This window comes from Niallia sp. WK069_GA_01 (assembly GCF_983173855.1).
This window is the reverse complement of record NZ_OZ470138.1, coordinates 3,582,533-3,606,093: the sequence shown is the minus strand read 5'-3', so window position 1 is coordinate 3,606,093 and position 23,561 is coordinate 3,582,533. Positions and strand designations below refer to the sequence as shown.

16 protein-coding genes and 2 pseudogenes are annotated in these 23,561 nt (G+C 36.2%); 16 read left to right on the top strand and 2 right to left on the bottom strand.

Annotated elements, in window-relative coordinates; all coding sequences use genetic code 11:
- Nucleotides 1–138: 138 nt before the first annotated feature.
- The 3 genes and pseudogenes from AC5LWL_RS16920 to AC5LWL_RS16910 all read left to right on the top strand — a co-directional run.
- Entirely contained in the window at nucleotides 139–942 is an 804-nt protein-coding gene (locus AC5LWL_RS16920; protein ID WP_493435405.1) for an ABC transporter permease, read from the top strand.
- Nucleotides 943–1,513: 571 nt separating this feature from the next.
- A complete protein-coding gene (locus tag AC5LWL_RS16915) occupies nucleotides 1,514–4,804 on the top strand; it encodes an SNF2 helicase associated domain-containing protein (RefSeq protein ID WP_493435404.1) in 3,291 nt (1,096 codons plus the stop codon).
- 225 nt (nucleotides 4,805–5,029) lie between these two features.
- Nucleotides 5,030–5,395, top strand: a pseudogene (locus AC5LWL_RS16910) (YitT family protein); the annotation flags it as partial.
- Nucleotides 5,396–5,767: 372 nt separating this feature from the next.
- Here AC5LWL_RS16910 and AC5LWL_RS16905 read toward each other — a convergent pair.
- The gene (locus AC5LWL_RS16905) at nucleotides 5,768–6,163 is read right to left on the bottom strand and encodes an ISL3 family transposase (protein WP_493436640.1); all 396 of its coding nucleotides are present in this window, start codon (nucleotides 6,161–6,163) and stop codon (nucleotides 5,768–5,770) included.
- A 31-nt stretch (nucleotides 6,164–6,194) separates the two neighbouring features.
- On the opposite strand from AC5LWL_RS16905, the pseudogene tnpA reads away from it, so the two are divergent.
- Nucleotides 6,195–6,548: pseudogene (gene tnpA / locus AC5LWL_RS16900) on the top strand (IS200/IS605 family transposase); the annotation flags it as partial.
- A 361-nt stretch (nucleotides 6,549–6,909) separates the two neighbouring features.
- On the opposite strand, the gene panE reads toward tnpA, so the two are convergent.
- Nucleotides 6,910–7,836 (bottom strand): 2-dehydropantoate 2-reductase, encoded by a 927-nt coding sequence (panE, locus tag AC5LWL_RS16895; RefSeq protein ID WP_493435403.1) that lies wholly within the window; start codon nucleotides 7,834–7,836, stop codon nucleotides 6,910–6,912.
- A gap of 964 nt (nucleotides 7,837–8,800) precedes the next feature.
- Between panE and AC5LWL_RS16890 the strand changes: the two genes are divergently transcribed.
- The 12 genes from AC5LWL_RS16890 to AC5LWL_RS16835 all read left to right on the top strand — a co-directional run bounded on the left by AC5LWL_RS16890 (nucleotide 8,801) and on the right by AC5LWL_RS16835 (nucleotide 23,543).
- Complete coding sequence (locus AC5LWL_RS16890) at nucleotides 8,801–9,130, top strand: YegP family protein (protein WP_493435402.1); 330 nt, start codon at nucleotides 8,801–8,803, stop codon at nucleotides 9,128–9,130.
- Between the two features lie 307 nt (nucleotides 9,131–9,437).
- Nucleotides 9,438–10,604, top strand: a complete 1,167-nt coding sequence (locus AC5LWL_RS16885; protein ID WP_493435401.1) for a DUF4062 domain-containing protein — start codon at nucleotides 9,438–9,440, stop codon at nucleotides 10,602–10,604.
- Nucleotides 10,601–10,774: a hypothetical protein gene (locus AC5LWL_RS16880; RefSeq protein ID WP_493435400.1), complete on the top strand. Its 174-nt coding sequence runs from the start codon at nucleotides 10,601–10,603 to the stop codon at nucleotides 10,772–10,774. The genes AC5LWL_RS16885 and AC5LWL_RS16880 overlap by 4 nt, the downstream gene beginning before the upstream one ends.
- Nucleotides 10,775–11,962: 1,188 nt before the next feature.
- Nucleotides 11,963–13,531 carry an ABC transporter substrate-binding protein gene (locus tag AC5LWL_RS16875; RefSeq protein ID WP_493435399.1) on the top strand — a complete coding sequence of 523 codons (1,569 nt, stop codon included), beginning with the start codon at nucleotides 11,963–11,965 and terminating at the stop codon, nucleotides 13,529–13,531.
- 218 nt (nucleotides 13,532–13,749) lie between these two features.
- On the top strand, nucleotides 13,750–14,697 hold the full coding sequence (locus AC5LWL_RS16870; protein ID WP_493435398.1) for an ABC transporter permease: 948 nt from the start codon (nucleotides 13,750–13,752) through the stop codon (nucleotides 14,695–14,697).
- Between the two features lie 33 nt (nucleotides 14,698–14,730).
- A complete protein-coding gene (locus AC5LWL_RS16865; RefSeq protein ID WP_493435397.1) occupies nucleotides 14,731–15,651 on the top strand; it encodes an ABC transporter permease in 921 nt (306 codons plus the stop codon).
- Nucleotides 15,652–15,703: 52 nt separating this feature from the next.
- Nucleotides 15,704–16,669 (top strand): ABC transporter ATP-binding protein, encoded by a 966-nt coding sequence (locus tag AC5LWL_RS16860; protein WP_493436639.1) that lies wholly within the window; start codon nucleotides 15,704–15,706, stop codon nucleotides 16,667–16,669.
- 40 nt (nucleotides 16,670–16,709) lie between these two features.
- Nucleotides 16,710–17,654, top strand: a complete 945-nt coding sequence (locus tag AC5LWL_RS16855; RefSeq protein WP_493436638.1) for an ABC transporter ATP-binding protein — start codon at nucleotides 16,710–16,712, stop codon at nucleotides 17,652–17,654.
- A 133-nt stretch (nucleotides 17,655–17,787) separates the two neighbouring features.
- Complete coding sequence (locus AC5LWL_RS16850; RefSeq protein WP_493435396.1) at nucleotides 17,788–19,173, top strand: aminotransferase family protein; 1,386 nt, start codon at nucleotides 17,788–17,790, stop codon at nucleotides 19,171–19,173.
- A gap of 141 nt (nucleotides 19,174–19,314) precedes the next feature.
- A complete protein-coding gene (locus AC5LWL_RS16845; RefSeq protein WP_493435395.1) occupies nucleotides 19,315–20,784 on the top strand; it encodes an amidase in 1,470 nt (489 codons plus the stop codon).
- A 216-nt stretch (nucleotides 20,785–21,000) separates the two neighbouring features.
- Nucleotides 21,001–22,461, top strand: coding sequence for an amidase (locus AC5LWL_RS16840; protein ID WP_493435394.1), 1,461 nt, complete (start codon nucleotides 21,001–21,003; stop codon nucleotides 22,459–22,461).
- A 380-nt stretch (nucleotides 22,462–22,841) separates the two neighbouring features.
- Complete coding sequence (locus AC5LWL_RS16835) at nucleotides 22,842–23,543, top strand: FadR/GntR family transcriptional regulator (RefSeq protein WP_493435393.1); 702 nt, start codon at nucleotides 22,842–22,844, stop codon at nucleotides 23,541–23,543.
- Nucleotides 23,544–23,561: the final 18 nt, after the last annotated feature.

Below are 23,561 nucleotides of genomic sequence, written 5' to 3'. Positions count from 1 at the left end.
CTATTAGTCTTATGGTTCTTTTCAAATATATGAGGGATTATTTATGAATAATCCCAGTTAGATATTAAGAGAACCATCGGCTATTCAATCTTTTATCAAAAAAAATCAGGGATTAAAAGGATAGGAAAGGAAGATATTATGGCCATCTATATTCTAAAACGCTTATCTTCGGCAGTCCCATTGCTCTTTATTATTGCGATTATCATATTTAGCATTATTCATTTGATCCCTGGAGATCCAGCCATAGCTATACTTGGAGGGGATGCGCTTCCTGAAGATATTCAAAGACTTAGAGAGCAGATGGGCTTGAATTTACCTTTGATACAGCAGTTTCTCTATTGGTCATTAGGTATTATTAAGGGGGATTTAGGTTGGTCAATCTTTAATGATATGCCAGTTACCGAGGTGATTTTTGGAAGGATTGGACCAACTGCATCTCTTGCATTATATTCTCTTGTTATCGCCATTTTTATCTCCATCCCATTGGGAATTATTGCTGCCACTAAAAGAGGAACGATTGTGGATAGACTAATTGTTGGATCTTCTTTGGTTGGAATGTCAGCACCTCCTTTTTTAGTAGGATTATTTTTGATGATTATATTTGGTGTTTGGATGAAATGGTTCCCTGTTGCAGGATATCAACCGATGAGTGCGGGTTTGTGGAACCATATTCGCTATTTAACACTTCCGGCATTAGCGCTGGGCTTGATTTTATCTAACTTAATTTTGCGAATGACAAGGTCCTCCATGCTGGATGTTATTAATTCTAATTATATAAAAGCAGCAAATTCTCGAGGGATAACCCCTTTTAGAGTAATCATAAAACACTCTTTTCGTAACGCTTTTCTTCCTATATTAACGGTTATTGGTATGTCCGTTGCTACATTGTTCGGTGGTGCAGTAATTATTGAAACGGTTTTTAATATTCCTGAGGCTATGTAGAAAGGCTATAGAAAGGCTATGGGGTCTGACCCCTGAAAAGGACTCTTGTATTTTCAGTGTGGACAGTGTTGTGTGTGATAGATGATTATTGCAGAATGGAGAGCCATTATTAATAGAATCAAGATAAGCCTTTTGGATAATTTAGTTGTTTGCCAGGCATGCAACTAATATACAGAAGGTTTTTCTTATGTCTTAAGTGCGTGTTCAAAAACGAAGAAATTCGACGTGCCCTTTTTACCGGACTTTTTGAACAACCTCTATAAGCGAAATAACTTAGAAAAATTATATCTTTAGATCAAAAACTTTTACGGTTCAACCTAATCGTTGTGCAGGAGTTTCTGCTGTACCGTTTGATTAATAGATGAAACAAAAGCTGTAATAGTTTCGCAGTATTGTGATAGCCAATTTGTTTTTTTTACCGTGTCTTTTTGTAGTAAGAATGAAACACAAAATTCTCGGCAAAAATGATAATATACTATGTTACTATGATAGAGTAAAATATTTATGGTAGTTATAATCATGTATTTACCAACGTATTTATTGATATTTTTTACGAATAAGGAGGAGAGGAATGGCTAGTTCATTGCTTCGTGTAGATATAAAGGAATTGTTTTCAGCAAGTAATTATCAAAATGGGAAAAGGTATTTTCGGCAAGGTAAGGTGAAGGATTTATTTTGTGATGAAAGCAAAGGGAGATGGAGGGCGACTGTATCTGGATCTAAGAGATATCAAGTAGTGATTCAGGAAGTAGAAACTGATTATGAATGTTCGTGTAGCTGTCCAGCTTTTAATAATTGGTATGATCAGGAATGCAAACATATTGCCGCCGTTTTGTTTGAGATTCAGGAATCAGTAGCGAAGTGGGCGTACGAGGATCCCTTGAGAAAAAAGAGAATAGAAGAGAGAGAGCGAATGATGGAAAGACAACAAGTAGAGCTGGTGAGACAGCAGCAAGTTAGGCAATCTGCTTATGCGAATCAGCTTACAAATCAGTTTATCGATAAATTCTCTTCCTATTATCAAGAGACTGTACAACAAGAGAACGTGGCGGGAAAGCAGCAGTTGATTGTGGACTGGGTATGTATGCTGCATGACAAAAAATCTATCACTTTAGAAATGAAGGTAGGGCTAAAAAGACCGTATGTTTTGAGAGATATAAAGGGATTTTTGGAAGCTGTAAAATGGAAATGGCAATATCCATTTACAAAAAACTTCACCTATGACCCTTTAGAACATATCTTTTCAGAAGCAGATCAAGAAGTCGTTAACCTCTTGCAGCAGGCAGTCCATTTTGAAAAAATGTATCAAGATTTATATTCTTCTCCTTATTATGCATCAGGTTTATCTAATGATGCTCGTGCCATTACTTTATCTCCTCTGATTGCCGATAGGGTTTTACAAATGCTGACGCAGGTGCAGGGTGTGCAGTTGTGTCATAAAGGAAAATTCCATAAACAACTTAAATATCAATATGACAAGCGTCCCTTTCATTTTCAACTTGAAAAAGGAGAGGGGCAAGATTATCAGCTGAATGTAGCTGATTTTTCAAAGGGTAATTATTTTCGTTTTTATGGTTATTTTGTGAAAGAGGATTCTATCTACAAAATTTCCGAGGAACAACAACCCTTTTTGGAAGAGTTGATTACGTTAGTAGAACGTACGAAGTCGCCTATTTTGCCGATCAGCAAGGAGCAGGTGGAACCGTTGCTGTCTTATGTAGTACCGATCATGGATGAGGTCGGAAAGGTACAAGTGGCGGATAATATTTCGACTAAGATTATAAAAACTCCACTTCAATCCCATCTATATGTAGATATTAAGGATCAGTTATTGCGAGTGGATTTGGAATTTCGCTACGGGGAGCATAAGATGAATCCATTTCAGTATATTCCCCCAAAAGAGATGATCCTTATTCGCGATATGGAAAAGGAACAGCGGATTATGAGTGTGCTTGAATCTAGTTCATTAAAATCGAATGGAGCGTTTCTATATACAGAAGAGGAAGAAGAAATTTTTGAATTTGTTTATAAAATTCTTCCGCAGTTGGAAGAGATATCTGCTGTTTATTTAACGAGCGCAGTAAAAAATATGATCCTGCCAGAATCATATGTGCCGATTACGAATATTGATGTAGATGCTTCTGGAAATTGGTTGGAAGTTGATTTTTCAATGGAAGGAATAGATCAGAAAACGATTCGAAAAATTATGAAAAGTGTGGTGGAAAAAAAGAAGTATTATCGTTTGCCGAGTGGAACGTTTGTAGCGCTTGAATCGGAGCAGTTTCACACAATTCGTCATCTAGTTGATGAAATGAATCTGCCAATCGCTCAATTGGAGAAGGAAACGATTAAACTTCCCTTATACAGAGGAGTCCAATTAGAAGAGTTAGTATCGGCGGAAAATACCAACTCTGGAGAACAATATCTTCAACTGCTTACTCGGTTAAAAAATCCAGAAGAACTGAACTTTGGGGTAGCTAGCTCCTTGCAGGCAGAACTGCGTGATTATCAACATTATGGATTTCAATGGTTGAGTACATTGAAATATTATGGGTTTGGCGGGGTTCTCGCAGATGATATGGGATTAGGGAAAACACTGCAAAGTATTGCTCTTTTATTGTCAGATAAAGAGAAGCAGAAAGAAGAGAAGCCAGCCCTTATTGTTGCACCAGCATCACTTGTTTATAATTGGAAAAATGAACTGGGAAAATTCGCACCATCTTTAAAAACAGAAGTGATGATCGGCTCTCCGACAGAAAGGAAGGAATTATTTCGACGTTCAGCAGAAGCGGATGTTTGGATAACCTCCTATCCTACTTTACGTCAAGATATGGAGGAGTATGTGGATCGTGATTTTCAGACTCTTATATTGGATGAAGCGCAGGTGGTCAAAAATTATGCAACAAAAACAGCGAAAGCAGTAAGCAGCATTCAAGCAGAAACGCGTTTTGCTTTAAGTGGAACCCCAATAGAAAATTCGCTTGATGAATTATGGTCTATTTTTCAAATCGTTATGCCTGATTTTTTTCCAAATCAAAAGAAGTTTAGAGAGCTTTCACCAGAAAAGGTAGCAAGCATGATTAAGCCTTTTTTATTGAGAAGGATGAAAAAGGATGTTTTGAAGGAATTGCCAGATAAAATTGAAACCCTTCACGTATCAGAGCTTACAAAGCATCAAAAAGAGCATTATCTTGCTTACTTGGAAAAAATGAAAGAGGAAACGGAAGAGTCGCTTAAAGGAGAAGGGTTTCAAAAAAGCCGGATGAAAATTCTTGCCGGTTTAACGAGACTTCGTCAATTATGCTGTCATCCTTCTTTATTTTTAGAGGCATACAATGGGGACTCTGGAAAGCTGATTCAATTAGTAGAGATTGTAGCGAATGCTGTTGAAAATGGAAGGCGATTATTAATTTTTTCTCAATTTACCAGTATGTTGGATATCATTAGTCGTTCTTTAGAAAAAGAAGGCTTGAGTTTTTTCCGTTTAGATGGACAAACTTCTTCTAAGGAAAGAATAGAATTAGTGGAGCGTTATAATAAGAAGGAGACAGCCATTTTTCTTATTTCTTTAAAAGCTGGAAATACAGGGTTGAACTTAACGGAAGCCGATACGGTCATTTTCTATGATCTTTGGTGGAATCCAGCAGTGGAGGAACAGGCGATTGGCCGAGCCCATCGGATGGGTCAAAAAAATGTCGTTCAAGTCATTCGCCTTATTTCGAAAGGAACTATTGAGGAAAAAATGCATGAATTGCAGCAAACAAAAAAAGAACTTATTGAAACCATTATGGAACAAGGGGATCAAGATAAAGCTTTATCACGAATGACGGAAAAAGATATAAGAGAGATATTGAATATATAAATTGGCGATAGGCATTCTAAAAAGACATTTGTCTATAGTGATGCCTGTCACAAATATTAAAAGAACTCTCCCCCTCTATTCAATATAAGCAAGCTTCCTTAATGAAATCTATAAAAAAAGAAGTTCAAAGCAAAAAAGAATACTTGAATAGTGTACAGTGTAAAAATAAAACGTAAAGGAAGTATCAAATTACATAAATAAGGTTGAAACGGGGAAAGGAATTAAATGAGTACAATAACAAAGAAAAAAAGCAATAAAATTTTTAAGTTTTCACGTGCATTATTGGTGATTATTGGGGGAATTATTACAGCTTATGGATTAGAAGCCATTTTAATTCCAAACTCTGTATCAGATGGTGGTGTAACAGGTTTAAGTATTGTTGGTTCGCAATTTGGCTTACCATTAGGACTTCTAATTGCTGTATTAAATATTCCGTTTGTGTTTCTAGGATATAAACAAATTGGGAAAAGCTTTGCCATTTATTCTGTAATTGGAATCGCTTCACTAGCCGTTAGCACGAGTCTTATGCACCATGTGCCAACGATTATAGATGGCGATACGCTGCTTGTAACTGTTGTTGGTGGGATTATTAAAACCAAGTCACAGTGACGACCCGAACCGTCTCGGAATTTGTCGAATATATATAGATTGGTAGATACGAAGTGCAAAGGCTGGAGAATTGTTGTAATCGTCAAGTGATATTGGTTCTTACGCCACTTTGGTGAAAAAACAAATGATTGTCTAGAAAAAGAATGATTTGTCGATTTTACAGATCATCAACACATTTATATTTAGATGGCTATGGGACCAGTCATTTTGCTCCAATTAACACTAAGATTGAAAGTCATATTTATCGGTTAATAAAAGACATTGGAATTTGATTAAGGTTCGATTTTATAAAAAGGAATATTCTTTATAAAATAAAAAAATTAGGTTCATCACCAAAAGTAGGGGATGACAAAATTAACGCCCCGTTTTCAAGCGAAGTCGCAGGAAGAGATGGGCGTCGTTTCGGTAGCCAAAACCACGTCTTTTGATAAGCTTAATTTTATTATTCGTTCCTTCCATGATGCCATTTGAGAGTGGCGAAACAATTGTATCCAGTAACGCTTGTTCACGTGCAATCAAAGTTTTGGCAATCTTTGAAACAGCACCACAAACATGAAATTGATAGCGTTTAAACCATTCTTTTAATCGACGTTTCGCCTGTATCATCGTCGTTGCTTTAAAGACATAACGGATGTGATTTAATGCTTGATAAATGTACTTAGTATGTAAAACTTCCTTATGCCATTCAGCCACAAACCCATGCTCTTCAGCTGTTAAGTCTTCTGTTTTACATGCTAAACAGCGATCGATAAAACGTGATTTATGATGTTTCTTCGCTTAAATCATAAGAGATTTATGTGAACGAAAAGGTGTCATGATTCATGAAGCAAATGCTTGTCCGGATCACATCCATATGTTGGTGAGTATTCCCCAAAAGTTGAGTGTATCTCCATTCATGGGTTACTTAAAAGGAAAAAGTAGTCTCATGATAGTTGATTGACATGCAAATTTGAAGTATCGATATGGAAACAGAAAGTTCTGGTGTCGAGGATTCTACGTTGATACAGTGGGTAGAAATAAAAAGCAAATACAAGAATATATTAGGAATCAGCTAAAAGAAGACTATATGGGTGACCAGTTAACATTGTTCGAAGATTATGACCCATTTACAGGTGAGAAAAATAAGAAGAAATAAAGAAATTCTGTAGAATTAGTGAGTGAATGTGGTGCAAGAGGGAAACCTTATCAGCTGGCCTTTAAGGCCTAGACCGGTAAGAGAGGCTTTCAGCCGCACAGAGCAAACCACCAGTTCACATGCTTTTAAAGCAACGAGGGACAGGCACCTTACTCGTGACGCTGGTGCTTGAAGTGAAATGAAAGGTGCGTCCTGTAGAATTAGCGGGCGTGAAGCGAACCCGCAAGGCGAAGCCGAGGATCACCCTGTACGCCCCACGGAAAGTGAGTAGCCTGAAACGAAAAGCAACCACCCTTTTCTACTAATTCTAAACCTAGTTGTCTCAAGGAGCGAGAAGGGATTTATAACGGCGAACTTTGAGTTATTTATTGTATTCTAGCATTTTTATATATACTTTCAGATTTTGATACACGACGGAAAGCAACTGGGCATTCGAAGAGGTGTTTTTCGCCAATTCTAATAAATATCCCTGTAAATGATCTCCCTCAATAAAAAAACCCTTTTCCATATCCCGCTGCATAGAAGATTTCATTTCATAGTCAATAGCATCGATTGTTTTCATATGTTCGTCTACAATGTTTTCTTGGATCGGTGCCCCATATGCTCGCATAATCTGTGCTGCTTCCTCAAACAGTTGGCGGATAAAAGATCTGCCTCCGCTGCTTTCACGAATTGGTCCTATTGGTGCACGCATTAGTGTTGTTGCACCAGACATCACCGAGATAAATAAATATTTATGCCACATTTCCTGCTCGATATGATCACTTAAAAGGAAATCTGCTTTCGCTCCGCTGAATGCTTCCTCCATTCGACGAATCCGCTCTGTCTGCTGGCTTCCGATTTCTCCGTAAACTATACGGGCAGCAGCACTTGTCTGCACAACATCGCCTTCTTTATTTAAAGTAGTTTCAATAAAACATAAACCGCCAATTACTTTATCCTCGCCGAAAGCTTGTTTTAATGCAGGTAAGTGGGCTATGCCATTTAAAAGAGGCAGTACAACTGTTTTTTCTCCAATGAACGCCTGAAGATCGTTTATTGCTTCTTCTAAATGGTAGGCTTTTGTAGAAAATAAAACTAAATCGAAAGCTTCTGCCTCATCTGTTTTTGTGATTAATTTGGGTGAAAATTGAAAGTCTCCATTTACACTGCGAATGACAAGACCTTTTTCTTTTAGTTGTTTTTTTCGGCCACTGCGAACAAGAAAAGTCACATCCTCCCCTTTTTCTACTAAACGACCGCCGAAGTAGCCGCCAACCCCGCCAGCTCCGAGTACTAAAATACGCATGAAAAACTTCCTCTCTGTTGATTTATTTTCTATCATTGTAGCATATTTCCATTGCTCTTAGTCACAGTGACGACCCGAATATTCTCTGAATTTGTCGAATTGTAGATACAATAGATCAACTGTAGTGTTTCATTGAACTTTTTTTATTCTATTTCCCAAAAGGTTTTGATTTCATTCACTTGTTAGATCATAAATAAAATAAATATAGAAAAAATAATGAAGTAATTTACCATTGAGATTTAAACAGAAGTGTTCTTTTTTTAGGGATAAGAACAAAAATATCAACGCCTATCCTTCAATAAAACAAACCAAGAAACTAAAAAAAAGAAGCACAACAAGTTAAACCTGTTATACTTCTAGCTTATGAATATTCGACAAAATTCGAGATGGTTCGAGTTGTCACTGTGAGCTATAGTAAGCAGTTTAAAGCATTGCTTAATTTTTATCATTTGACAAATTTAAAAGTTTATTAATAGAGATAGGGATACTATATAGCTCTCTGAATATAAAAAATAACTATATATTGAAAAATCTAATCAGATAAGATATTATGTTTATAGGCGATTGTATGTTCGTATAAAAAATAAAAGATTAGAAAAGCTCCTACACTCTTCTAATCTTTCTAAACTAATTTTTATAAATATTTTCACTTAAAATTTATCATGTTATTAAAAAGTTAGCAATAGTAAATTTTTTCATCTTTCGTATAAATCGCTAGAAAATTGAAAGGAGGAAATAAAAATTGCTATAAATGGAGTATGGGGAAATGGAAAATCGGTCCGATAAAAGATAGAGTAAAGCTTCAAGGGCCTAATGGTAATTGGGAAAGGTACGAAAACGGGTTTATTTCTAGACTAGGAAACTAGTAGTTCTACTCCATTTAAGGGAGTAACAAAAAACTTTAAAGATATGTTGTTATAGATATTGAAGTTTAATAATTTAATACTAATTGGAGGTATTTTTTATGGGAAATTATGTAATTAATAAAAGCTCAAATGGACAGTATTACTTCGTATTAAAGGCTTCAAACGGTCAGGTTCTTGTAACGAGTGAAACATATACCACCAAATCTAATTGTAAAAATGGCATTAGCAGTGTCAAGATTAACGGTAAATATGATGCAAATTATACTAGATTGATATCTAATAATGAACAATATTATTTTGTAATTAAATCTTCAGCAAATGGACAAGTACTTGCTACGAGTGAAACCTATGTAACTTCTCAAAGTCGAGAAAGCGGAATAGCTAGCTGTAAGCTAAATATTGATAGCCAAATTATTGATTTAACATGAAGTTATAGATAAAAAATTAGGAATAATTATCTAATAAAAACGTATTCTCGATTATTGAGGGTGCGTTTTTATCATAGGGAAAAATAAAGTAGTCTCAGGTAGCTTTAAACTATGTAAAAAAAATTCCCAAAGTGTAGTAACCATTTAATAGCCAAATTGAGGCTGGTACATGTAATTTACAAGTATCTGTCCCTAGCTTTAAAGCAATGTGAACCGCTACCTGTCAACTAGACAGTGGAAATAATAAAGAGATATTAGAGGAAATATCGAAATAAATAATAAAAGTTACTAGTAAGAGGTGTGGAAATTGGCTGAATCTGCAAAGATATTTATAAGTTCTGCTGCTGAAGGTCGTTTGATCCGATTGAGAGAAGACATCCATAATGAATTAAAATTGATGGAACATAATCCTCAAATGTATGAAAAAGATTTTGGGCCTTGGCCACCACAAGAGTTAATACAAAATTGTTTAGATTATGTAATGAGATGTGATGTTTTTTTATTATTTATTTCTCATAAAGCAGGAAGTTATAACCATGAATATAATGCAACTGTAACGCATTGTGAATTTCAAAAAGCACATCAGAATAATAAATATATTATTGTCTTTGTTGATGAATATATTTATAACTTGTTTTGGAACGACCTGCGTTTTACCATTAGTGAAATGGTCGATGGATACAAAAAAACTCATAAAAGTGATCCGGATACTTACTGTGATATTGCAGAAAAGGCATGGGGAAAACACCCTGAAACATCGAATAGTATTGACTCCTATGTTTGGGCATTTTTATTTGATATCTACCAAAAGGGCTATTATCTTGAAAGGATGTCCTTAGCTGTTGATGGAATAAAAACCATTAAGAAATATTTTAGTGATTTATTCAGGCAAGGCAGTGAATATTTGGCTTTACAAAAAGATATTGATGAACAAATAGAAGAAGGTCCTACTTATCGTAAACATGCAGATTATACGTCTAAAATGATTGGATATTTACAAAATGGAGAATTGCATAAACCAAGAATGTTTCTAGAATATTTACAGCGATTCTTGAAAAAAGGAAGTATTTTTTATAAGCCAGGAACAGTATTTGAAAAAGTACTTGGTGAATATGAATCATGTTCTGGAAGTACAATATATAAGAAGGTAGATAAACAGCTTCAATTAATGGCGTCATCTGGGATGGCTGGAGAGAATAATGAGTTTTATACTCTAGATGATCCAACTTCCTTTGTTGTTCAAGCATTTAATAGCGCAAAACCAGAATTATTTTTTGGTGAGGAAAAAAGACAGTTTTATTTTGCGTTAAGATCAGGGAATTATGTAGTCTGTTTTCATTATCCTGTTGATTCGTTTTGGACAGAAGAGAATGTACAACGCTTTAAAGTTGATATTATGCGTGATATAATGGAAACTGAACCAGCACTTTTTCGTGATTTTGCGATGCAATTACTAGGAGGGATTAAGCAATGAATAAAAAGGTAATGCGTTATGATAATGACAAAGTTATCCATGTGGCCTCTGGTAGTGTAAATGCTGATAGAAAATATATTGATGCGAAAGCAAAAAGGTTTGATGAAACAAATCGACGTTTACAAGAAGCTTTTGGTAAAAATAAAAAACGTAAAAGTTACAGCTACTAAGATATTTAGGTCTATATGAGTCAAAAATAAGGTACCTGTCCCTCGATGTATTAAAGCGACACTGCGGTGATGGCTTTAATGAGCTGGGGGACAGGTACCTTGTTTTAATTCATATTCACAATATTATTTATATAAAAATAATGTACGTTTATAGAGAGAAAATCTCGAATTGATTGATGCAGGAATGAGAATGCATGGGAATGATCTGCTTCCGTCGCTCGGAATGTTAGAAGATGCAGACAAATTTTAATAACGTATGCCCATGCGAACCATATTGTGGTATTGCCGATTGTCCATTCTTCTATCCTCATACACCAATTTATACGATGTCGCCTACTGATTTAATGAATATTATGATGAAAGATTCGTTTAAAATATTGGAGCAGTGCTGTTTATTTACAGGGGGGGTGGCTTTAGTTATTTGATTGGATTTTAAAATACTTTCTCTCTTTTTTCTTCTTCATACACTCTTTATAACATGTATATAATCTAGTAAATACTTTATGGAATAGCAATGTTGTCTCTATGGTATATCATTTTCAAATGGACGATGAAGAGAGAAGCACAATCCATTTCAGAGGGACTCCCGTCAACTCTACCTTAAATAGGTTCTGCTTTATTCGTCGTTTATTTTTTCTTCTGTTTTCTTGATTAACAAGGCGAATTCTAATATAAAGTACTGATGAGCAAAAAAGTCATCAAGTATTTTTACATTCATTCTACTTATTTCATGAGGGGGTTATATTCTGTATATACAAAAAATTAAGATTATTCAGAAAAAATAATTGCATTATTAACTTGTTAATAGTATTATATTCATAGAATAACAATATTTTTTAATTGAAGGAGGTATGTTAATTAAAAGTGGTAGTACCGGTTTACCCACTTGAAGCACCTACATCTTTTTACATCAATGAGCCATTACTCTCCAAAGAAACATTAAATAACACCCAAGAGCCAATACCCTCAAAGAAATATTAAACATCAAAAGAACCAACATCTTCGAAATAAATAACATTCATCAAAGAACCGATACCCACCTAGGAATCAATTTGCATAATAAACTTACACTTTCTTTCAAAAAGGCAAAATGACATGTTTTATGATTAAGGCATAAGTGTTTTTAGATGTCAGCTTGGAAAATTGCTTGTTTTTTATTAATGAATATTAGTAGATGGGAGTGTTTATGTGAAACGGAAAACGATGATTTCTATTCTTATTTCTATTTTGATTGTGGGGTCACTTGCAGCTTGTACTTCAAATTCTACCAGTTCAGGACCTTCTTCAGGAACGGAAAAAACAAACGAAAAATTAAATATTGCTTTAACAGCTAATCCATCTTCATTAGATCCTCATATAGGCTCACAGATAGTAACTGGTACTATTGCTTTACATATGGCAGAAACATTGCTTACATACGATAAGGATTATAAAGTCGTGCCACTTTTGGCTGAAAGTATTGATATTAGTAAGGATGGTAAAACGATTACATTTCCTTTGCGAAAAGAAGTTAAATTCCATAACGGCAAAGCCCTTACTGCAGATGATGTAATTGCTTCCCTGACTCGATGGGGAAAGTTAGCGATAACAGGCAGAGGAGCCATGAACGGAGTAAAGATGGAAGCTCCTGATGAAAATACAGTGGTCATGAAATTGCCCAAGCCTTCTATCACTATTTTATATGATCTTGCTTATCCATCTTCATTAGGACCTTATATTTATCCTAAAGAAGTGTTAGATAAAGCAGGGGATAATGTAATGACAGAATATATCGGCACAGGTCCCTATAAATTTGTTGATTGGAAAAAAGAACAGTATGTTCACTTAACAAAATATGATGATTATAAAAGTCCTGCTGGTGAAACAAGTGGTTTGACAGGTAAGAAAGAAGCAAATGTAAAAGATTTATATTTTCGTTTTGTTCCAGATCCTACTACTCGGTTAAATGGTATTAAATCTGGTGAATATGATTTTGTCGAAGGGATGCCACAAGATCAATATAGTCAACTGAAAGATGATCCTAATCTTTCAGTACAAGTCTTGAAGCCGTATTTAGATGACTCATTGGTGTTTAACAACAAAGAGGGATTCTTTTCAAATATAAAAGCAAGGCAAGCAGTTGCTGCTGCAATGAACATGGACGAGATTATGTTAGGTGCTGCTGAACATAAAGATTTCTATCAAGTAACTCCTGGTCTAATTCAGCAACAACCAGCTGAGTGGTATACGGATAAAGGCAAAGAATTTTTCAATCAGAACAATCCTGAAAAAGCAAAAGAATTGCTGAAAGAAGCTGGTTATAATGGCGAGACCATTACAATCTTAACAACAAAAGACTATTCAAGCATGTATAATACTTCGTTAATGATTCAAGAACAATTAGAAAAAATCGGTATGAAAGTCAAATTAGATGTATATGACTTCCCTACTATGTTGGCCATGCGTTCGAAATCAAAGTGGAATGCTCATATGACTGGTTTTGCGCCACCGCCAGAACCAACACAGATTTTTTTCCTTGATTCCAGAAACCAACACGCAGCCGGATATGCCAATCCAGAGATGGATAAATTGATGGATCAAATACGTTATGCTCCAACGAAAGAAGAAGCTATTGCTGCTTGGGAAAAAGCACAGCAGCTATACTGGAAAGATGTCCCTACGATTAAGTTTGGAGATACATTTGGATTTAATGTGATGCAAAAAAATATGAATGTTGTCTCCGCGTTTGGTATTACTACATTCTGGAATGTCAAGTAAATTAAATTAGGGAGAGGGAACCTAAGTCTTACTGTGAACCTATAATAAGAGCTGGATTTATTTATGAATAATCCTAGTTAGTTTACTAGGGGAACAGAGACTTTTGGATCCCTTATTAAGAGTATCATAAGAGCTATCCTATTTTTTACGATACTCAAAAAAAGATTCTATAATCAAAGGAAGAATCAGGGACTAAAAGAATAGGAAAGGAAGATATTATGGCAATATATATTCTAAAACGTTTGTCTTCGGCAGTCCCATTGCTCTTTATTATAGCGATTATCATATTTAGCATTATTCATTTAATCCCTGGTGATCCAGCCATAGCTATACTTGGAGGGGATGCGCTTCCTGAAGATATTCAAAGACTTAGAGAGCAGATGGGCTTGAATTTACCTTTGATACAGCAGTTTCTCTATTGGTCATTAGGTATTATTAAGGGGGATTTAGGTTGGTCAATTTTTAATGATATGCCAGTTACTGAGGTGATTTTTGGAAGGCTGGGACCAACTGCATCTCTTGCATTATATTCTCTTGTTATCGCCATTTTTATCTCCATCCCATTGGGAATTATTGCTGCTACTAAAAGAGGAACAATTGTGGATCGACTGATTGTTGGATCTTCTTTGGTTGGAATGTCAGCACCGCCTTTTTTAGTAGGGTTATTCTTGATGATTATATTTGGAGTTTTTATGAAATGGCTTCCTGTTGCAGGATATCAGCCGATGAGTGCAGGTTTTTGGAACCATATTCGCTATTTGACACTTCCAGCATTTGCACTGGGCTTAATTCTTTCAAACTTAATTTTGCGAATGACAAGGTCTTCCATGCTGGATGTCATTAATTCCAATTATATAAAAGCAGCAAATTCTCGAGGGATAAACCCTCTTAGAGTAATTATAAAACATTCTTTTCGCAACGCTTTTCTTCCCATATTAACGGTTATTGGCATGTCTATTGCAACATTGTTTGGTGGAGCGGTAATCATTGAAACTGTTTTTAATATCCCAGGACTAGGACAAATGACGGTTAACGCTGTCATTAGAAGAGACTATTCTCTAATACAAGGCATTACCCTTTTTGTTGGATTTTTATATGTCATTCTTAATTTATTGATCGATATCTTGTATACAGTTGTAGATCCGAGAATTGACTTAAAAAAATAGCTTCGAGTATGAAGTTGAAGAGAAGGTGAGAACGTGAGTACTGTTGTTAATAAAGAATATATTAATGAACAAAGATTGGAAATGGACACCTCTTTGTCGGAAATCAAAAACCAATATAAAAAAGAGAAAAGATCTAAATTTATCCAGAGGTGTTTATCTAATAAGACTTTGATGATCAGCAGTAGTACACTACTATTTATTTTTATCATAATGCTAATTACTCCGTTCATTACAAAATATGATCCGCTTACTTCCAATGTTATTGATCGGATGAAGGGGCCAAGCATGGATCATCTTTTCGGAACAGATCGACTGGGCAGGGATGTATTTAGCAGGGTGCTTTATGGAACTCGAATTTCCTTATTGGTAGGTACTACAGTTGGAATAATGAGTGGATTAATTGGGTGTGTAATCGGTTTGTACTCTGCCTATTATCGAAAGCTCGACAATATATTGATGAGATTTATGGACGGAATTATGTCTATTCCAGAAATTTTGTTAGCCATAATCCTTATGGCATCTTTAGGACCAAGTACATTAAATGTTCTTATTTCCTTATCGGTGGTATTTATTCCAACCGTTGCAAGGACCATTCGTTCAGCAGCACTTTCAGTTAAGGAGCAGCCATATATTGAAGCATTGAAATCGATTGGTGCAAGTTCCAAGCGAATCATATGGTGCCATATACTACCTAATTGTCTTTCTTCCTTGCTCGTGCAAACGGCATATGTTTTTTCATTCGCCATCATTATTGAGTCTTCCTTGAGCTTTTTAGGGGTGGGTACTCCTCCTCCAACACCAAGCTGGGGTGCTATTTTACAGGAAGGTGCAGTGGTCATTGATGTCGGATGGTGGATGACTGTTTTTCCTGGAGCTGCAATTTTGCTTACAATCGTGTCCTCCAATTTGTTGAGTGATGGGATTAGAGATTTCATTGATCAGCATTCACGTTAATGAAAGGTAAACTATAGATTTTCTAGGGGTGATGGGATTGAGCAGTAGCAAAATGTTAAAAGAGACAGTATTGAATGTAAAAGACCTTAAAGTTTCGTTTTCCACAGATGAAGGATATTTAACGGCAGTAGACGGAGTTTCTTTTGAATTAAATAAAGGGGAAGTATTAGGAGTTGTAGGAGAATCTGGATGCGGGAAAAGTGTTACTTCTTTATCTATACTTCGATTACTAGATCGGAAAAAAACCAAGATTGATGGGGATATCCAGTTTAATGGACAAAATTTATTGGAACTAAAAGAAAGAAATTTAAGGAAAATTAGAGGGAATTCCATTTCTATGGTCCATCAAAATCCAATGTCTTCTCTTAATCCGGTTTATACGATAGGCAATCAATTATCTGAAACGATTAGGTTGCATCAAAAGGTTTCAAAATCGGAAAGTATGCAAAAATCAATTGAGCTATTGAGATTGGTTGGAATTCCTTCACCGGAAGAAAAGATTCATTCCTATCCTCATCAATTATCAGGAGGCATGAAGCAGAGAGTCATGATTGCACTTGCTCTTGCATGTCAACCGAAAATTTTGATCGCAGATGAACCAACAACTGCGTTGGATGTAACTATTCAGTCGCAAATACTTGAATTAATGCACAAGTTAAAAGAGGAAATGGATATGAGCGTTATTTTCATCACCCATGATCTTGGTGTTGTAGCAGAATTTTGTACGAAGGTTGTGGTCATGTATTTAGGACAAGTTGTGGAAAGTGCGGATGTAAAAAGCATCTTTAAATCGCCTTTGCATCCTTATACAAAAGGGTTGCTAAAATCCATTCCAAGAATAGATGGTGAAAGAAATCGACAGCTATTCAGCATAGAAGGTGCCGTTCCCTCTCTCCAGGAAATTCCGAAAGGGTGCAGATTTTCGAATCGCTGTACATATGTCACCCAAAAATGTTTGGATAAAGCACCGGAATTAAAAGAGAGAAGCGAAGGTCATTACGCTAGATGCTGGTTGTAATTACGAATAATGAGTGAAGGGAGAGAAGTTCGTGCAAATAATGGAAGACAACTCGAAACTGATTGTCCAGGTTAATCACTTGAAGGTATATTTTAAATCATTTAAAGCGGTCAATGATATTTCTTTTCATATTCATGAAGGAGAAACCTACGGGATCGTAGGTGAATCAGGCTCGGGCAAGAGTACAACGGTTAGATCCATATTAAAACTTGTAGAGACAACAGATGGAGAAATTTATTATAAAAATAAAGAAATCTCTAAAATGGATAATAAATCATTTCAAGGATTACGCAAAGAAATCCAGATGATTTTTCAAGATCCGCTGGCATCTTTGGATCCTAAAAAAAGTATTGGTGATTCCATCGTGGAAGTTTTGAAAATTCATAAACTGTATTCACCGAAAGAAAGATCATATATTGCATTTGAAATGTTGAAGAAGGTTGGTTTATCTACTGAACATTATTATAAATTTCCTCACCAAATTTCCGGAGGACAAGCCCAAAGGGTCAGTATTGCAAGAGCATTGGCGATTAATCCTTCCTTGCTGATATGCGACGAGCCAGTTTCCGCTTTGGATGTTTCCATTCAAGCGCAAATTATCAACCTTTTGCTTGAATTAAAAGAAAAATATAAATTAACGTTAATTTTTATCGCACATGACTTGGGTGTTGTACGCCATATTTCGGACAGAATTGGAACGATGTATTTAGGAAATTTGGTCGAGGAAGCGCCTACGGATGAATTGTTTTCTAACCCATTGCATCCTTATACACAATTATTATTATCATCCATTCCTATTCCGGAACCTGGTTGTAAGAGAGATAAAATAATTTTAAAAGAGGAAGGGCAGCCTGTACCGGATATGGATAGTGGGTGCATCTATCGTTTTAAATGCCATAAATATACAGAAGTGTGTAATTATGTAAATCCTGAGCTTCAAAAAGTTTCAGAAGGTCATTTTGTCGCTTGTCATTTATATGCGTAGTTCATATAAAAGTGGAAACGAAGATAGAGGGATAACTAGTTATTAAAAATCAGGTTTTACCTGCCACTAATAAGCAGTTGATTATATAAAAAATTAAAATCTGACAATCTATAGGAAAGAGAGTGAATGCTACATGACAAATTTATCTCGGGAAGAACTTATTGAATTGGATCGCAAGTTTTTTATTCATCCTACCTCTTCTATTCAAAAGCAGCATACAGAAGGAGCTTCCTTTATTTTTACAGAAGGAGAAGGCATTTACTTAAAAGATATTAGTGGAAAAAAAGTAATAGATGGGATGTCATCCTTGTGGAATGTTAATGTAGGCCACGGTAGAAAGGAGCTTGCTGAAACCGCTTCTGCTCAAATGGAAAAGCTGGCTTTCTCCTCTGCGATGTCCACTTTCAGCCACGAGCCGGCTATTGTGTTGGCGGAAAAGCTCGCCACTTTGACTCCTGGAGATTTAAATGCAGTATTTTTTACCTCCGGAGGGTCAGAATCAAACGATTCGGCATTTAAGCTAGCGAAACACTACTGGCGGATAAAAGGAGAGCCGCAAAAAAATAAAATTATTTCACGTGAAAAAGCATATCACGGCATTAGCATGGGAGCAACCAGTGCTACGGGGATTAAAGAATTTTGGAATATGTCAGGCACAAAGTCACCTGATTTTTTGCATGCAGCAAAGCCTGTCAATAATTATTATGGAAGTGAGCGGTTATCCGATTCAGAATTAGACGAAGTGCAAAGTATCCGATCTATCATTAATGAAGAAGGACCAGATACAATTGCCGCGTTTATTGCTGAGCCGATTCAAGGAGCAGGGGGGATGATCGTACCGTCTGATGAGTACTTCAAGCAAGTAAGAACGCTGTGTGATGAATACAACATTCTGTTTATTGCGGATGAAGTAATTACAGGGTTTGGTCGTACAGGCAAAATGTTCTGCACCCAGCATTGGAACGTAGTGCCAGATATTATGACGATTGCAAAAGGCATTACGAGTGGATATGTTCCACTTGGAGGAGTATGTGTTTCCAAAAAAGTGCATGATACCTTAATTGAACTGTCGGCAGGTACTCTGTTCCATGGATTTACTTATAGCGGACATCCTACCGCATGTGCAGTAGCATTAAAAAACATTGAAATTATTGAGAAAGAAAATCTTGTAGAAAACTCGAAAGAACGTGGAGAACAAATGCTCAAAGGATTTTTAGCTTTAAAGAATGAATTTGAAATCGTTGGAAATGTTCGCTCGATGGGATTATTGGGGGCATTTGACCTTATGCGTGATCCAGACCTAGGCATCGAGTTTTCTACTAATCTTCAAATTGCTTCTAAATTCGTGGAACATGCGGCTGACCGTGGGCTTGTTTGCAGATCTGTTACATATGATGGAAAAAACACGATTGTCCTTGCTCCTCCGTTAATTATTAATACAAATCAAATGGATGATATTATCGGGATTATACGTGAGACTATTCTTGAAGTAAAAAAAGAACTGGCTCTGGCTTTGTAATTTCGACTTTCATGTTAAAAATGTTCATGGACCATCTGTACAAAAGGCAGTCTGCCCTTTTTAATTCTTTTCCAACAGGACAGGATGGTTCTGAATATTCTATCGATTGAGGTACCCAATATTTATAGGAGGTAGATAGAGATGAAGTTTTCTGAATACGCTACTTATGATGGTATCGGTCTTGCTGAGTTAGTTAGAAGAAAAGAAGTAACCCCTGAAGAATTGAAAGATGTTGCTCTTAGAGCGGTTGAAAAAATAAATCCTATTATTAACGCAGTGGTGGCAACTTATCCTAATCGAGCAATGGAGGATATGAAACAACTTACACCTAATGCCCCTTTTTTTGGAGTCCCTTATTTACTGAAGGAGACGAGTCCGCAAGCTGTTGGGATTCCTTCATGTATGGGCAGCCGTTTGGCAGAGGGGTATACAACATCGGAAGATAGTGAACTTGTCATCCGATTTCGTAAGGCCGGACTTGTTTTACTAGGTACAACAACTACCCCTGAAGTACAGTTTAACTTTTCTACAGAGTCTATTATGTATGGTCCTACACGAAATCCTTGGAATCTTCAGTTGAGCGCTGGAGGATCAAGCGGTGGTTCGGCTGCCGCGGTAGCTGCAGGGATAGTGCCAATCGCCCAAGGAAATGATGGTGCTGGCTCGATTCGCCAGCCCGCCTCCGTGAATGGGTTAGTTGGGTTAAAGCCTACTCGAAGTCGTGTGCCATTTGGTCCAACGTCAAGCGAACCGCTAAACGGACTTGCCTCCAATTTTGCCTTAACCAGATCTGTCCGTGATGCGGCAGCTCTTCTCGATGCTGTTGGGGGGGCAGATATAGGATGCTACTCTTCTCCCGAAATACCAAAACGGCCTTATTTAACGGAATTAGAAAATACTCCAAAGAAACTTCGAATTGCTTGGATGTCCAAGCCTATTAATGGAGCACCAGTAGATCAGGAGTGTATTGAATCTCTTCATCAAACAGTTCAGCTTTGTAGGGATTTAGGACATGAATTGGTAGAAGATGCTCCTGTCATTGATAATGAAGCGCTTTTCCTTGCAACTTTCCGCATATGGGCGGCTAACATTAGTCGTAATTTAGAAACCGTGGCAAAAGTCTTAAATCGGAAACCTTCCATTGACAATATGGAAAATGTATCATGGTCTGCTTATCAATATTATAAAACCATGAAAGCATCCGACTTGTTGGAAGCTTTAAGTATCAACAATACTATTTCAAGGGAGGTTGGTTTGTTTTTTACGAAATATGATGTGCTCTTAACCCCAACGACAGCACGCTTGCCAGTTCCATTAGGAGTACTTAATATGAATGCACCTGGTATAGATATTTGGAACTGGACGAAACAAATTTTGGACTATTCTCCATTTACATACTTGTTTAACACGACAGGTCAGCCAGCTATATCATTGCCGCTTGGATGGAGTAAAGAAGGACTTCCAATCGGAATGCAATTTGTTGGTCGTTTTGGTGACGAGACTACACTTTTTAGGTTGGCTGGCCAGCTTGAGCAAGCAAGTCCTTGGAAAGAAAAACGACCTCTTTTACACGAGGAAGAGATACCATTAATCACTTCACAGGGAGAATAGATCCTAGTAGTTTCTCTAAAAATATTAAGTGCTGTGCCTTTAATAAAGTAAAACTTCCATCAGTGGGGGCTTCCTTCCCCATTGATGGTTAGTTGAACCAATCGGACTTTTACGTGCAGTTATCTTCCACCTGTATTCCTTGATTTCTTAGAATCTTGAGGTGGGGGACTTACTGCCTGTTAAGAGTGGGATAAATGGAAAGAAAGGGGAAGAACGATGAAGATATATGAATTAAGTGCAGATGAATTGCTTGAGCATTATCGTTCCAACAAATTATTGCCAGTTGAAGTAGTAATGAACCTTTTTGAATTTATTGAAGAAAAAAATCCGATTATAAATGCTTTTGTGACATTAAATAAGGAAGAAGCATTAATACAGGCAGAGGAGTCGGAGAAACGATATAAAGAAGGAACAAATATACGTGCACTTGAAGGCATACCGGTTGCGATAAAAGACCTTGTCAATACAAAAGGAATAAAAACAACGCATGGCTGTCTTATTTACAAAGATAACATTCCTGATCGTGATGCAACGATAGTTAAAAGGTTAAAAGAAGCTGGAGCTATCATTATGGGGAAAACGAATACACCTGAGTTTGGATTTAAAGGAACAACAGAAAATGCTCTTTTTGGTCCTACGAAAAGCCCCTGGAATTTGGATTATCAATCGGGAGGTTCAAGTGGAGGGGCTGCAGCTTCCATTGCTTCAGGATTTGTGCCACTTGCACAAGGGGGGGATGGTGCAGGTTCAATTAGAATTCCATCAGCCCTATGTGGAGTATATGGATTTAAGCCAACCTTTGGGCGTGTTCCGTTAGATAATGATATGGGTGCTGTTTTTAATAATCATAATCCATTTATTTTTTATGGTCCAATCACAAGAACGGTAACAGATGCTGCTTTAATGTTTGATGTAATTCAAGGTGAGGCGCCTTCCGATCCGTTCTCTTTGCCAAAATTAGATGTATCTATTTATGATATTCTAAAAAAAGAAGCACGCAATGAGTTTGTCATTGGTTATTCATTGGATTGTGGTATATTTGAGGTAGAAATTGAAACAAAAGATGCATTTTTAAAACGGATAGATAAATTTAAAGAATGGGGTTTGCGTGTTGAACCTGTAGAGATCTCTATGAAAAAAACATGTAAGGAGTATATAGACTTTTTTGATAAGATTTGGACGACACATTTAGGTGCGGGTGTAAAGCCTCTAATGGATAATCATGCAGATAAGGTATCAGAAGGCTTAAAAAATGTAGTTCAACGAGCCGATGGTTTATCTGCAATAGAATTTGATAGACTAGGAGAATATCGTTCTTATTTATGGCATATGATGCAAAGTATGTTTGAAACATATGATGTCATTCTTACTCCAACACTTGCTACAAATAAAATAGCCTATGATGCAGATAAACCGGAAGAGATTAATGGACATGCTACGGAAGATTATGATTATACCTTTTTATATACGAGTATTTCAAACTTGACAGGTCAGCCAGCAGTTTCCATTCCAATTGGATTCACAGAAAAAGGAATTCCAATTGGAATGCAAGCAATTTGTAAAAGATTGGATGATGTTACTCTTTTCCAATTTGCTAAATGGGTAGAAGAACATCTGAAAACACCCACATTGGCTAAAATTGCTGCTACTATTTATCAGGGAGTTAATGAGAAGTAAGATTTAAGCAGATAGAAAGTACTTATATCACAGTTTAAACAGTCACTAATAGGTGTCAGTTCTTTATTCCTCTAGTACATCAGCCTTCTGCAAGTTTGCCAATTATCAATAAAGTGTTAAATAACACAAGTCCTCATCCTGTTTGAAGGGTGAGGATTATTTGACTCTTTATTTATTGATTTAAGAAGCGGAGAAAAATAGTGAAATAGTATTAATTGATTTACTCTTTGATTTTTCAAAGTATTAAAGATTACAATATTCATATCTTTATAAATATATAATAAAACATTCATGAATGTATGCATACTCTGGAACCAATAGATGGTATATTGCGCAAACTAATGAGTTAGAGTTCACTTCATGGTAGAAAGGAGAATGTCATGTCAACAATGTTATTATATGAAAAAATTGCAGGAGTCATTGAAGATGGAATAAATAATGGAAAATATCAAATAGGAGAAAAGCTTCCTTCGGAAAGGGAATTGTCTAAATATTATAATATTAGCAGAAACGTGATACGTGAATCGGTGAAATTGCTGAAAGAGAAAGGGTTAGTAGAAGTTGTGCAAGGAAAGGGGAGTTATGTTGCCCACCATTATAGTGCCAATTTGATTGGCAATGTTAAACGAATTATGAAGTATAATAATGGGAAATTGCAAGATATTGTGGAAATAAGAGAAATGTTAGAACAGAAAATAGGAGAATTAGCTGTTGACCGTGCAACAAATGAACAAATTAATCATTTAGAAACAATAGTAGACCGGATGAAGGAAGAAATCGACAATTCTAAACAAATTGCTGCATTGGATTTAGAATTCCATATCACGTTGGCTAAATGTACACAAAATCCACTTTTTTTAGAATTAATGAATACTATTTCTGTTCTTTTAGATGAGACTATTTATTTATTAATGACTATGTTTCCACAAACAAAAAAGGATGGTATATCCCATCATGAACAGATAGTAAAAGCCATTAAAAGTCGTGATAAAAATCTAGTCAAAATGCTGATTACCGAGCATCTATTATTAGTTCGAAACGAAATGGAACAAGTCTCTGATATTTTGAGAAATGAACTGTAGTATAGTTAAAATGGATTA

Bases quoted from the DNA above. Each gene is read 5' to 3' on its own strand.
- AC5LWL_RS16920 (WP_493435405.1), top strand. From the start codon at position 139: ATGGCCATCTATATTCTAAAACGCTTATCTTCGGCAGTCCCATTGCTC.
- AC5LWL_RS16915 (WP_493435404.1), top strand. From the start codon at position 1,514: ATGGCTAGTTCATTGCTTCGTGTAGATATAAAGGAATTGTTTTCAGCA.
- panE (WP_493435403.1), bottom strand. From the start codon at position 7,836: ATGCGTATTTTAGTACTCGGAGCTGGCGGGGTTGGCGGCTACTTCGGC.
- AC5LWL_RS16890 (WP_493435402.1), top strand. From the start codon at position 8,801: ATGGGAAATTATGTAATTAATAAAAGCTCAAATGGACAGTATTACTTC.
- AC5LWL_RS16880 (WP_493435400.1), top strand. From the start codon at position 10,601: ATGAATAAAAAGGTAATGCGTTATGATAATGACAAAGTTATCCATGTG.
- AC5LWL_RS16870 (WP_493435398.1), top strand. From the start codon at position 13,750: ATGGCAATATATATTCTAAAACGTTTGTCTTCGGCAGTCCCATTGCTC.
- AC5LWL_RS16860 (WP_493436639.1), top strand. From the start codon at position 15,704: ATGTTAAAAGAGACAGTATTGAATGTAAAAGACCTTAAAGTTTCGTTT.
- AC5LWL_RS16855 (WP_493436638.1), top strand. From the start codon at position 16,710: ATGGAAGACAACTCGAAACTGATTGTCCAGGTTAATCACTTGAAGGTA.
- AC5LWL_RS16850 (WP_493435396.1), top strand. From the start codon at position 17,788: ATGACAAATTTATCTCGGGAAGAACTTATTGAATTGGATCGCAAGTTT.
- AC5LWL_RS16845 (WP_493435395.1), top strand. From the start codon at position 19,315: ATGAAGTTTTCTGAATACGCTACTTATGATGGTATCGGTCTTGCTGAG.
- AC5LWL_RS16840 (WP_493435394.1), top strand. From the start codon at position 21,001: ATGAAGATATATGAATTAAGTGCAGATGAATTGCTTGAGCATTATCGT.
- AC5LWL_RS16835 (WP_493435393.1), top strand. From the start codon at position 22,842: ATGTCAACAATGTTATTATATGAAAAAATTGCAGGAGTCATTGAAGAT.